Source organism: uncultured Eudoraea sp. (genome assembly GCF_947490415.1).
GTDB lineage: Bacteria > Bacteroidota > Bacteroidia > Flavobacteriales > Flavobacteriaceae > Eudoraea.
This window is the reverse complement of record NZ_CANLGX010000004.1, coordinates 234,426-247,436: the sequence shown is the minus strand read 5'-3', so window position 1 is coordinate 247,436 and position 13,011 is coordinate 234,426. Positions and strand designations below refer to the sequence as shown.

Annotated in this window: 11 protein-coding genes; 1 reads left to right on the top strand and 10 read right to left on the bottom strand. The window is 38.0% G+C overall.

What is annotated here, in order from left to right; genetic code table 11:
* The first annotated feature begins 97 nt into the window (after positions 1–97).
* Positions 98–2,350 carry a catalase/peroxidase HPI gene (gene katG, locus Q0874_RS12295; RefSeq protein WP_299163602.1) on the top strand — a complete coding sequence of 751 codons (2,253 nt, stop codon included), beginning with the start codon at positions 98–100 and terminating at the stop codon, positions 2,348–2,350.
* Positions 2,351–2,456: 106 nt separating this feature from the next.
* Here the strand turns inward: katG and Q0874_RS12290 are convergent, their stop codons facing one another.
* The 10 genes from Q0874_RS12290 to Q0874_RS12245 form a co-directional block, all read right to left on the bottom strand.
* On the bottom strand, positions 2,457–3,512 hold the full coding sequence (locus Q0874_RS12290; protein ID WP_299163601.1) for a bestrophin family protein: 1,056 nt from the start codon (positions 3,510–3,512) through the stop codon (positions 2,457–2,459).
* 231 nt (positions 3,513–3,743) lie between these two features.
* Positions 3,744–4,178, bottom strand: coding sequence for a putative quinol monooxygenase (locus Q0874_RS12285; protein ID WP_299163600.1), 435 nt, complete (start codon positions 4,176–4,178; stop codon positions 3,744–3,746).
* Positions 4,179–4,219: 41 nt separating this feature from the next.
* On the bottom strand, positions 4,220–4,699 hold the full coding sequence (locus Q0874_RS12280; RefSeq protein WP_299163599.1) for a DUF1572 domain-containing protein: 480 nt from the start codon (positions 4,697–4,699) through the stop codon (positions 4,220–4,222).
* Positions 4,700–4,868: 169 nt separating this feature from the next.
* Entirely contained in the window at positions 4,869–5,918 is a 1,050-nt protein-coding gene (gene arsB / locus Q0874_RS12275; RefSeq protein ID WP_299163598.1) for an ACR3 family arsenite efflux transporter, read from the bottom strand.
* A gap of 164 nt (positions 5,919–6,082) precedes the next feature.
* Positions 6,083–7,063, bottom strand: coding sequence for a hypothetical protein (locus Q0874_RS12270; protein WP_299163597.1), 981 nt, complete (start codon positions 7,061–7,063; stop codon positions 6,083–6,085).
* A 163-nt stretch (positions 7,064–7,226) separates the two neighbouring features.
* Positions 7,227–7,814 (bottom strand): pyridoxamine 5'-phosphate oxidase family protein, encoded by a 588-nt coding sequence (locus tag Q0874_RS12265; RefSeq protein ID WP_299163596.1) that lies wholly within the window; start codon positions 7,812–7,814, stop codon positions 7,227–7,229.
* Between the two features lie 191 nt (positions 7,815–8,005).
* Positions 8,006–8,377, bottom strand: a complete 372-nt coding sequence (locus Q0874_RS12260) for a hypothetical protein (protein WP_299163594.1) — start codon at positions 8,375–8,377, stop codon at positions 8,006–8,008.
* 54 nt (positions 8,378–8,431) lie between these two features.
* Positions 8,432–9,859: a DUF1593 domain-containing protein gene (locus Q0874_RS12255; RefSeq protein WP_299163592.1), complete on the bottom strand. Its 1,428-nt coding sequence runs from the start codon at positions 9,857–9,859 to the stop codon at positions 8,432–8,434.
* 189 nt (positions 9,860–10,048) lie between these two features.
* Positions 10,049–11,629, bottom strand: coding sequence for an NAD(P)/FAD-dependent oxidoreductase (locus Q0874_RS12250; protein WP_299163591.1), 1,581 nt, complete (start codon positions 11,627–11,629; stop codon positions 10,049–10,051).
* 147 nt (positions 11,630–11,776) lie between these two features.
* Positions 11,777–13,003: a pyridoxal phosphate-dependent aminotransferase gene (locus Q0874_RS12245; RefSeq protein ID WP_299163589.1), complete on the bottom strand. Its 1,227-nt coding sequence runs from the start codon at positions 13,001–13,003 to the stop codon at positions 11,777–11,779.
* Between the last annotated feature and the right edge of the window lie 8 nt (positions 13,004–13,011).

The following is a 13,011-nucleotide window of genomic DNA, read 5'->3' as shown; positions in this document are numbered from 1 at the left end:
TGGATCATAGTTATTTTCTATTAGAAACCAATTTAAATGAGTAAACATTTTGGTACTTTTACTAATACAAGAAAGAAAATAAAAATTCGATCATATTATGGATAATATCAAAAGTCAAACTACATCGACTAATGCTTCAAGCAACAATGAAAATGCAGAAAGCAAATGCCCGTTTTTGAATGGCGAACTGCATCAAGCTGCAGGTGGCGGAACAACAAACCGTGACTGGTGGCCCAATCAGTTGAATCTGAACATCCTCCGTCAGCACTCCTCCTTATCTGACCCTATGGATGATGATTTTAATTATGCCGAAGAGTTTAAATCGCTTGATTTGGAAGCGGTTAAAAAAGATCTTTATGCCCTAATGACTGATAGCCAGGATTGGTGGCCTGCAGACTACGGTCATTATGGACCATTCTTTATTCGTATGGCATGGCATGCTGCAGGTACATACCGTATCGCTGATGGACGTGGGGGTGGTAGTACCGGAGCCCAGCGTTTTGCCCCTCTGAACAGCTGGCCGGATAACGCCAACTTAGATAAGGCAAGACTACTTCTTTGGCCCGTTAAACAGAAATATGGCAAGAAATTGTCATGGGCAGATTTGTTGATCCTGGCAGGAAACTGTGCTCACGAATCTATGGGATTAAAAATGTTCGGTTTTGGTGGAGGTCGCGAAGACATTTGGCAACCGGAAGAAGATATTTACTGGGGTTCCGAAGCAGAATGGCTGGGAAACAAGAAAAGGTATAATGAAGAAGGGGAATTGGAAAACCCTTTAGGTGCAGCGCATATGGGATTGATCTACGTAAATCCGGAAGGCCCTAATGGTAATCCTGACCCGGTAGCGGCTGCTCATGACATTCGTGAAACTTTCGGTCGTATGGCGATGAACGATTATGAGACTGTTGCTCTTATTGCAGGCGGGCACACCTTTGGTAAAACCCATGGTGCGGCAAGTGATGCAGAGTATGTGGAGGCGGAACCAGCAGGTGCTGGGATCGAAATGCAAGGTCTTGGATGGAAGAACAACTTTGGTACAGGAAAAGGCTCTGATACCATTACCAGTGGTTTAGAAGGTGCCTGGACCGATACGCCCATAAAATGGAGCAACAAGTATTTTGAAAATTTATTTGGTTACGAATGGGAGTTGACTAAAAGCCCTGCCGGTGCGCATCAATGGAAACCGAAAGGCAATGCCGGTGCAGGTACGGTACCCGATGCGCATGATCCTGAAAAGAAGCATGCTCCGTTTATGCTGACAACAGACCTTTCCCTGCGCATGGATCCCGCTTACGAGAAAATCTCCAGGCATTTTTATGAAAATCCTGATGAATTTGCCGATGCCTATTCACGTGCCTGGTTTAAACTGACGCACCGTGATATGGGACCTGTTCAGCGTTATTTGGGACCAGAAGTGCCTAAGGAAGAATTAATTTGGCAAGATCCAATATCTGCAGCGGATTACGAATTGATTAGCGATAAAGATGTTGCCAACTTAAAGGCGAATATTCTAGCCTCAGGATTATCTGTTTCTGAATTGGTATCCACGGCCTGGGCATCCGCATCTACCTTCCGTGGTTCGGACAAACGTGGTGGTGCTAACGGTGCGCGCATTCGGCTTGCGCCACAGAAAGATTGGAACGTGAACAATCCGAAGCAATTGGAGAAAGTTTTGGATACCCTTGGACGTATTCAAAAAGAGTTCAACGATGCCCAGTCCGGCAACAAAAAAGTATCCATCGCAGACCTGATTGTTTTAGGTGGATGTGCCGCTGTTGAAAAGGCCGCTAAAAATGCTGGCCATGACGTAACAGTGCCATTTACTCCAGGTCGTAACGATGCAACAGAGGCTCAAACCGATGCTGAATCGTTTGAAGTCCTTGAGCCGGTAGCGGATGGTTTCCGTAATTACACAAAGGGCAAATTTTCGGTTAGTGCCGAAGAACTTTTAGTAGACAAAGCACAGTTGATGACCCTGACCGCGCCGGAGATGACAGTTCTTGTTGGAGGTATGCGCGTGCTGAATACAAATTTTGATCAGTCTGGTCATGGTGTCTTTACCAATCGTACTGAGACGCTTAGCAACGATTTCTTTGTAAACCTGCTAGATATGGGTGCAACATGGAAGGCTATTGGGGATTCCGATGACGTTTTTGAAGGTCGTGATCGTTCAACAGGTGAAGTCAAGTGGACGGGCACTCGTGTAGATCTTATCTTTGGTTCGAACTCAGAACTCCGTGCCCTCGCCGAGGTTTATGGATGTGAGGACGCTCAAAAGAAGTTTGTAAAGGATTTTGTAGCTGCATGGAATAAGGTGATGAACCTTGATCGTTTTGACCTGGCATGATTTCAGCGACGTCTGACAGGCCATAAGGTCTAGAATAATTAGGTATAGATTAAAAGGTGGTCATGGAAAATGGCCACCTTTTTTATGTGCTGTATGGATTAATACCTTAGAATTGAGTGTGATATTTTATGGTGAATTGTTCCGGGATTTCCTCAGCCGATTCTCCTAAATTTTCTCTGAGGTCAATTTCAATTCCTCTTGCAATCGTGGAAATAGGAACGTCATTGGCGGTGCCTTCAAAAGGATTTTCTCCTGTTCTGCCTATTCTTTCCATAGTATGAAAAATCCAGGCGACTATGACATAAAAAGGAACTGAAAACCATACAAATAGTTTTCCAATAAGTGGACTTTTAGTAATAAACTCACTGCCAATTTCAGCAAATTGGGGTACCAGGGCGAGGGGTAGGAGCAAGACAAAAAGCCACATAAAAAAATGATTTAGCGTTGCAAATTGTCTTGGATAAGGAAAGTTCTTTATTCGTTCACTTTTGCCTTGCAGTGTAAAAAACTCTTGAATTACCCCTTCCAATTCTAAAAAGGAAAACTCCCAAATCACCCCTTTTTCTTTAAGTTTTTTTAGATGATGAGATTGCAAGTACAATAGCGCTGTTTGTTTATTACTCTTGCTCATAACATATTCATAATCACTTTCTGAAATATAGGGTTTTAGGTCCTTTTCTAAAGTAGAATCATGTTCGGGTGGACGCGTATCCCATTCTTTATTTGTTCTATGGAGTACAGATGTCTCCCAGGGTTTGGATGCGCGCATGGCATGGCGCAAAGCGGTCATCCATGCTATCTGTCTGTATGTCAAATTTTTAATTTCTTTTTGGAGCTCAGAATCCTCTATTGGTGTTTGAGCGTATTCGTTGTTAACCATATCTTGAACAAATACCCCAAATGTTCTCGAAGTATTTACGATTCCTCCCCAAATTTTCCTGGCTTCCCAGATTCTGCCGTAGGCGGCATTATTTTGAAAACCAATAACAAAAGCCACTGCTGTGCCAATTAAAGCTAAAGGAGTCCATGGAATTTTTAACCATGCTAAATCCAAAAAATAATAAGCGGCAACCCAGGAAATTATTATAGCTAAAAATAAAAATGTTTCGAAGCGGGTCCACCATGCCATTTCAAAGGCGGTGTAATTTTTTTTAATGTGCATAAATAAAATTTCTAATTAATAATTCCTAAAAATCAACAAGATTACTTATTTCAGTATTCCTGAGGGGTAAAATCAGTTTAATGTTCAGTTTCTTTTTTAGTGCTGGTAATTCTCATCTTTAATTTGGTACCAGAATCATTTCTTTAATCAGCATTTTTTTTCAATTTCGGATGATTAGTTGTTCCTTTTTTTGTCATTCCGACTTTCCTATTTACTTGTATAGACAGGACATTATTCTCCTTTAGCTGCAAAGACAATTGGCTTTGTACGGGTCAGCTTGAGTGAGTCAACCATATTCATTGTTCCGTTCTTGTACTTCAAAAAGTGGGGAGAAGCTATATGCGAGTTATATGCCTCCTGACTTTCATATATTTCCACAACTGTAATTCTATTTGGTTTGTCCCTATCGGCCATTGCATATAAAGTCAGAACACCAGGTTCTTCTTTTACAGATGTCCGTATACCTTCCTGGAGGAATTCTATATAAGTCTTCAATTGTGTTGAGTCTATTTCAAGTTCGGCTATTTGAACTATTAGATCATTGTCCTTAGTTAATTGTTGAATACGTTCTGCAATTCCCTTTTCTTTATCGGAGACACAATTTGACATCCCGAAAAGAGATAGAATTGCAATTACTACACTTAGGATTTTCCTTTTGTTAATCACTATAGTTGATTTATTAATTGAGTGTTTCTTTTTTGCTGCTTTTATAATTTTTCCGATTCCTTTATCATTTTTTTGATCAAAGAAATTTGCCCTAAATGATAATAACTATGTTCAATTATTCCTTCAATATTTCTTCTATAATTTCCGTATTTCTCTTCTACGAAAATTGATTCTAATTTTTCGTCTGACATTAATTCGATATGATTTGCAAATTTTTCTGCGTTGTCCCACATACTATTCAACAGGCTATCCCAATCAACTTTTGATTTAATTTCAGGGAGATCAAAACTATATTTATCGCGAATTTCAAGCGGCCCACCTTCGAAAACATTGAGAACCCCTGCTATGTAATAATTGATATGGTAGGTTAGTGCAGCAATAGTATTTAACGATCCAATCCTGCTGGTTGCTTGCTGCCAGGTCACATTTGATAATTGATCCTTAAAATTTGTATTGGCAATCCATTTACCTTTTAAAAGGACTTCTTTGAAACGATTTGCAAGTTGATTTGAATTTTCCACGTAGTTATTAGATGATTGAAGATATTTTATAATATTACCAAAGGTCCTGCACATGATCTTGTTATTCCTGCCGGCCTACGTCGGGGGGGAAATAACGCTGCGACTGGCCCTAAATTTATAAATAAATTTAGTCTAAGTCCTAAATCGCTCTTTTTCATAGGATACGTTGTTAGCCACTGGCTTTACTATAATACTTTTTCCGTAGCCAGAATGAGACTCTAACCAATAGGATTAAAGCTGGCACTTCTACCAATGGACCAATGACTCCGGCAAATGCTTGCCCTGAATTCAATCCGAAAACTGCTATAGCAACTGCAATGGCTAATTCAAAGTTGTTTCCTGCAGCGGTAAACGCTACAGAAGCTGTTTTGTCATATTCGGCTCCGATTGCCCTTGTTAAAAAGAAACCAACTATAAACATTATGCCAAAATACACTAGTAATGGCACTGCGATAATTAAAACGTCCATTGGTATTTCGACGATCAATTCGCCCTTAAGCGAGAACATTATTACGATTGTAAATAGCAGTGCTATTAAAGTCAAGGGCGAAATTACGGGAATGAATTTTTGTGTGTACCATTCTTCGCCTTTGAGTTTTACCAAAATCAGCCGACTCAAAATTCCCATCACAAAGGGAATTCCCAAATATATTGCAACACTTTCGGCAATTGTTGCAATTGAAATATCGACAATAGCCCCTTCAAAGCCGAAAAAGGGTGGAAGAATCGTAATGAAAATCCATGCATAAAAACTGTACGCAAATACTTGAAAAATACTGTTTAATGCCACCAATCCTGCACCATATTCGCTACTTCCTTCTGCAAGGTCATTCCAAACAAGCACCATGGCAATGCAACGGGCCAAACCGATTAAAATTAAACCGACCATATATTCCGGATAATCCCGTAAAAATGTAATCGCCAAAAAAAACATTAGGACCGGGCCAATAATCCAATTGAGAATAAGGGATATTGACAGAATTTTTGTGTTGCGAAAAACTTTTGGTAACAACGCATAATTCACTTTCGCCAATGGTGGGTACATCATTAAAATCAATCCTATTGCGATAGGTATATTGGTTGTACCACTACTAAATGAATTAATGATATCAGGAAATGTTGGTATAAAATAACCAATCCCAACACCTAATAACATGGCAATAAAAATCCAAAGTGTGAGGTAACTATCGAGAAAGCTTAATTTTTTAGTAGTTGCCATTTTAAGAATTGATCTGAGCGAATATATAGAAAATATTTGTTGTGCTTTGTGTACTTCTTTGGTTGTCTTTTTCAGCTTGCGGATAAAATTGTGAATATAAGCCGTAGCTAGCCTGCAGAATTATTTTGGAAAGGCTATGGCCAATATATATTGTTGGCCACCGTTTATTTTTGTTCAATAATTATTCTGCCCTGAATCCAATCCGGCAAGTAAAAATTCATACCTGTCTTTTCTTCGATGTCAACTAATTTGTTACTTAGTTCTATTGTTCTTAACCCAATCTTTTGTCTTAAGTCATCCGTTACCGATAAAGTTGCTTGAAGAGGAGGGTTTAAAAATCCATATCCGGCTTCTGTTCGATTAGATATTACTGCCTTTTGCCAGTCATCAATCATTGCAAACTCGAAAGGAGACATCTGTCCTGTCTCAATTGCCTGAATTAACTTTGGCCTGACATGCATGTAAAGGGTGTCCTTTTTTGAATAGGCCTGAGATATTGAATTGTGGTGACTTAAAATAGTTGACATCCAATAGTCATTTCCAATTAATTTTTCTCCCGGATAACCTACATTTTCCAGTATATTAATGAGCTTAGTCATCTGAATTTCACTATGCGGGGCAAATTTCTTTGTGGCATATCTTTCCTGTGCTTTATCGCCAATTCGAAACAAAGCCCCTAAGGCCTTTTTTTGATCTTTTTTAAACATCTTATGTACCTTTTCTCTGAGCTTTGGATCTATACGGTTCAGATAAAAAGAGCGAAGCGAATCATAATTATTCTCCAGGGCAGTCCAAACAGATTCGTCTTGAAGAGAAGCCAGAAACTTATTGTTTTTTAATTCTTTTAATTCCCACCCGGCAGTAATTCCTTCTTCTAATAATCGTAAAGCTTTTTGTCTCTCATTTAAATAAAAAGCAAGTTGAGCAGCTACCTGATAATCCCTTAAAAAAACAAATTCATAACTGTTAATTACGTTCTCGTAGCTGCTTAATGCTTCTCCATATTTTTCTTCAGCTATAAGACTTTCGGCTTCAATAACTTGCCGATGATAGTTAAGATAGTCCCTGTTTTCATTATTTGCTGCACACACTAAAGTAAAAAGCGGAAAAATACAATAGAAAAAAGTCAAATAAGTAATCTTCATAATATTCCAATGTTAGCTAATGTCTTGGTGTATGCCTTGTGCCGCACATGTGTAACAACAGGTTATGCGAAAATTTCGTTTATTCTAAAGTAATAATTTTTAGGTAAGGGTAGCGGTATGAGCTATACAGGTTGATATGCATTGTTACGCTCAAAAATTAACCCTATTTTTTAGATTCAAATAATACAACAGGAGGTTCCCAGGTTAAAGGATCACCAACAATGCTATGGGCAGAACTAATGACTTCCATCCATTCGGGGGAAACTTTAATTAAAAGGTAGCCATCAGGTTTATTCGGATAGAAAGCCTCCCATTCAGCTTTCCATCGCTTTTCTTTTTCTATAGGGTCATTTACTATTTGCGCTATTCCATGAATCATGACATATCCTGAAGCACTCTTATCAAAATAATATAGGGTTACCCTGGGATCCTTTTTAATTTGATCTACTTTTCTGCTTTTTGGATTAGTGCCAAACCAAACTGTAAAATCACTTTCAGGAAGAAAAGGATCCATTACTCGGACCCTGGAACGGCCTTGCTGATCAAGGGTGATTAGCGCACAAGTACCTGCGGAAGCCATTATTTCTCTTGCAGCATTCATTAATTTATTATTTAATGAATCTTTTTGCTCTATGCTTTGACTGAAGCTGTTGAAAGTTATTAAAAGAAGAATCGGTAAAATTATATAGAAGGGTTTTCTTAATTTTTCCATTTTGTTAATTCGTATTTCATGATTTAGGTACTTCTTCATGCTTCTGTAATTATACCTTACGGTTGGGTTATGAGTACCGTGTGGTGGGAATACCTGGTGAACAGTGCGCTTTGGTTTTCTCCATTTTCCGGCAGACAAAATTTTACCTAAAACTATATCCTTGTTTTTATTTTAAATGTAGGTAAATTTAATATAGGTAACCAATAGGACTCGCCAAATAACAGCCATTTTTAGGTGCTTTTTTTTTCCTTTTTGATGTATTTTTCAATAATCATTACTATTAAAATAGCTGTTATACACGCAAATATTGACGCTAATATGTCTTTAAGATCAAGTTTTCCGGATGTACTCCACTGTTTTAGTTCAAATAAAATTGAGGCTATTGTTACAATCAGTACAATTTTTTTTGAATGTTTCGTTGGCCTGATCAATAGTAATAATGAAAACCCTAGGACATAAAAATAACTCGGTAAAAATCCAGCTATTCCATAATCATTTATCTCATTCAGATTTATGAAATCCCGGTAAATAACTTTACTTAAAAATCCCATAAGAACTGCTAAGAATCCGATTATTCCAAATATTTTATTTTCCTGTTTCATACTCGGTATTCAGGACTTTTCGAATTACATACAACAAGGTTTTAACTGTATTTTTTATTTAGGTATCATGGTCACAATTACTCGTTTATATCTTGATAATTGAGGTTCACCTTTATCAGTCACTTTTAAAATAAAATGTGCAGTTTCTTCTTTTGAGACTTCCGGGGCTGTAACAGATGCCACATGTACATTCTCTGCTCCGTTAATCTCAATTGATTTTTTATAGCTGCCTGCCTCGGGATAGTTAAACCACAAGAAACTAAAACCATCTCCATCCGGGTCGGTGGTATCAAAAGCATCTAAGCTAAATTCTTCACCTGCTTTTACGGTTATTTGCTGGGGATGACTTAGTACGGGAACGGGTGGGTGATTGGCTTCTTCATAGGATTTTATGCACCAATCGATACGGGCGGCAAAGTCATTTTGAAAATCATCTCTCCAACGCCATAAAGTAACTTTATCATTTTTAAATGAAACCGTATCCTTCTTAACGGAGCGTCCAAATTCATTAGGTATGTATGGGGTGTAATTATCAATTGCGTTTGTCCAAATCTTTCTGGTCTCCGGCGCTATGGTTACTATTGAACCACCTTCTTTTGTTTTTGAAAAATCGGGCTTATATAATTCATAACGGCCACCCCAAGCTCCCCAATCAGGATGCTCAGATTCGTTAAGCCCATTGGGAATTAGAGATAAAAATGCAGGAGTGTCACCTTCCACTCCCCATGCGACATCAGGATATACTGCACCGAGTGGGCCATGGTTTTGCTGGATGTTTTTAGCTATCCAGCTATTACTGATTTTGGTATTATCGACACCTTCAAAATAACCATTAATTCCGGTCCATGTGGCGCTGCCGTAATCATCGCCGGGACTAACAACATAAAACAAATCGGGGAAATTATTTCTTATCCAAATACCACTATCATCCTGGTCTGAAATAGTATAAACTCTGAGTTTTGAAATAAGTCTCTTTGCTTCTTTTTTAGTTTTAGTATTATTTATTTTATAGAGTGATTGAGCCAAAGTATTTGCGCCTCCCCAAACAGATATCCATAATGACCGGTCGTCATCTTCTTCAAGTACTTTTATAATCCACTCAGAACCCACTGAATCCATTCCGTCACCTACACCTCCCATGCCATATATTGGTAAACCTTCTTTTACAAGAGTCAATAAGTTTTCAGGAGTTGGAAAACCAGATTCATGTTTTAAAAGATTGGGTTGGACCTGGCCATACGCATAAATTAATTTTTCTATAGATTTTGGATTAACATTTGTCTGATGCCAACAAGAGGTTGTAGCAATTAATCCTTTTATATCAATTTGGTTAGCATATAAAAACAAACGCACTAATGACTGTGTATCATCAGGGTCTGCCTCAATATCGGTTAATATAATTACTCTGTTTTTTTGATATGTTTGCCCAAAAAAGGAACAACTAATCATGGAAAATAATATAAAAAAGATAAAGGTTCTCATAATTAATACTCTGTTGGAAAAACACCTTGAAAATAGGTCATTTCATGTCTAAGTTGAGCATATTCATTTGGTAAAATTTCCATCAATGTGTAGGTATAAGGTTTCGATGCGTGAGAACTAAGATAGAAAAAATGCACAACCCTTTTATTCAGTGCGATGAAATACCTAAGGGAATTTTAGATGTAGTACCTAAACCTTTTTCAGAATGTTTTTCCCGTTAATAGCCATAGCAGACAATACACCTGAGAACAAAGCACCTCCTACACCGGCAGTTACGATATCCTGACCTGTAAGATAAAAGTTTTTGATTGGTGTCCTTGGTTTTAAAAAAGGTTGTCTGAACCTCGAAGGACTGTGGTCCAATCCGTAAATTTCTCCTTTTTCATAATTGACAAAATGTTGCGTGGTAAGTGGTGTAGAAAGTTCATAGTAATTGATTTTTCCCTGAACCTGCGGCAGTTGTTTGTAAAGTTCCTCTAACAAACGATTAGTGATGTCCTCTTTAATTGCTTCATACTCATCTCCTCTTTTTTTCCAGGAAGTATCAGACCATTTTTCAAATGTTTCATAGGGGAGCAATGTAATGATATCAATAGTGCTTTTGCCGGGGTATCGATTAGACCAGTCCGGGTCTTTGGCGGAAGGAAAAGATAGATACACTACCGGAAATGGTTGTGACAAATCTTCTAAATATCTTTCAACACATGAATCATGATCACCTTCTGCCGGATAAATCCAATAATTTGTTTTTGGAATCTTAAGTTCCTCTGGAGAACCCTCTAAACCTATGTATAAGCTTGCATGTGCCACAGATGGCTTTACCGTTTGCAATTGTTCTTTCAACTTGTGTTTTTCGACCGTTTTGGACGGCAATAGTTTGTTGTAAGTGGTCATAATTCCTGCATTGCTTACAATGTTTTTAGCACGAAGTATTTTACCGTCTTTCATCCGAACCCCAATAGCGGTATTTTTTTCAATGATAACTTCTTCCACTTCTGCACTTACCAGAATTGTTCCACCAGATGCAGCTATTACAGGGTCAATTTTTTTTACAATTTGAGAAGAACCTCCAAAGGGGAAACTTCCTCCGTTAAAATAATGTCTTACTACTGAGGCGTGCATGGAAAAACTACTTTGTTTTGGCGGTAACCCGTAATCGCCATATTGGCCCGTAAGGACTTTTATTAAGGTTTCATTCTTTGTCAATGAACGGAGTACCTCATAGGTAGTTTTATCCGTGAATTTGTAAAAAGGTTTTCTTAAAAACCATCCAAAAAGGTTATTCCAGAATGGCGAAATGGCCTTACTGATATAATAGTTTTTGCTCGTTTTTACTGCCGTAAAAACCAAATCGACGTATTTATTGATAGCTTTCTCTTCCTCTGGAAAATAAGAAATCATTTGGTTCTTAAAGTTTTTAACCCCTTTTACTAAATCAAAACGCTGATCCCCAATAATGATTCGGTCATACACCTCTCCCATATCAGCCCATTTCAATTCACCGTCGGTTACATAATCAAAAAGTTTTTTTAACATACTATTCTCTCGCTGTACTTCTCCTATATAATGGATGCCTACATCCCATTCATAGCCTTTACGCTTAAAAATATGCGTAAAACCACCGGCAGTATAATGCCTTTCCAACACTAAAACTTTTTGACCTTCTTTAGACAGAATAGCAGCAGTAGTAAGGCCTCCCATTCCTGAGCCAATAATAATGGTATCATAAGTTTCTTGTAATCGCGGTTTTTGTTTGTAAGATTGAATCATTCAGTTAACAGTAGTTAAGGGTTTGTGCTTGAAAAGTATCGTTTTGACAGCAGCAATCTTTTCGGATATTATAAATGTATTAAAAAAGTGCAAGCTTTGTTAACTTGGCCCTGCAGCTATTTCTTATATACATTTATACAAGGAGGTTTAAATATTTTCGATCCATTTTATTATGGCATCAATTCCGATTTTCACTTTCGGGCAATTCTTTTCTACATCAAAGTGGCTGTTCTCCAGGGGTGGAATAAAATCCACATATGCCAATCTCGCCGCTAAATAATTTTCTTCAAATCCAAATGCATGGGCAGGTAATAACACGACACCTGTATCTTTTAATAGTGTTGAACATAAATCATTTGAGGTTTTTATCCCTGCGGCATGCAATTTTTCCTGGTGAAGTGAGAAATCTGGAAAAATATAGAATCCACCTTGGGGATTATGAACTCGAATACCGGAAGAATTCAGATTGTCAGAGCAGTAATTTCCAATTTGGCTGAGTATATTAACCTGCCATTTGATATACCATGAAATGTCCTGAAAATTTTTATAGGCAGTCCTGGCTGCTATTTGCACTGGTGTTGGGGCACAAGAGTAAGTTTCAGAACCTATACCTATCATAGTTTTTTTTAAGTCTGACTCAATTTCATTGGGTAAAAAAACAGCGCCAAATCGCCACCCTCCTGCACCGCACCATTTAGATAATCCTGTGGTCGTGATTGTTTTTTCGGGATAATAATTCGCAAAAGATTTGTGGTTTAGGTCATGGTTAAGCAGACCATATATTTCATCTGATATAACATATATATTTTGGATTCGGGCCTGGTTGGCAATTTCCTTTAATTCGCCCTTCGAGTAGGTTAATCCATCTGGGTTACCGGGGTAGTTCAATATCAAAATGGTAGCTTTATGTGATTTGTGTTTCGATGCTTTCTTGAGACTTTCTGCACTAATTCTCCATTTTTGGTCGAAATCCGTTGGGAGCTGTATAATGTTATGTCCGGCAAGTTTGGCTTGTGGTCCGTAAGAAACCCAGGCAGGAGTTGGGATAAAGACATCGGCCTTTTCGAAAGCCATTAAGGTATTAAAAATTAAAACTTTTGATCCAGGACCTATCAATATATCATCGGCCAAAACAGTAAGACCATTGTGTGCTTTGTGAAAATCTGCCATATATTGTCTTAACTCCAGATCTCCCTGAACTGAGGAATATTCCTTGTGATGAACGGCAGACTTCAGTTCATCCATAACTTGTTTCGGAGGTAGAAAAGGGGACTGCCCAAATCCGAATTTTATCAGCTCCTTATTTTGAGCGGCTAGATTTTTGGATTGGGTATTTATTAATAAGGTTTGTGATTCTTCGACCTTTCTGTACATAAATAATA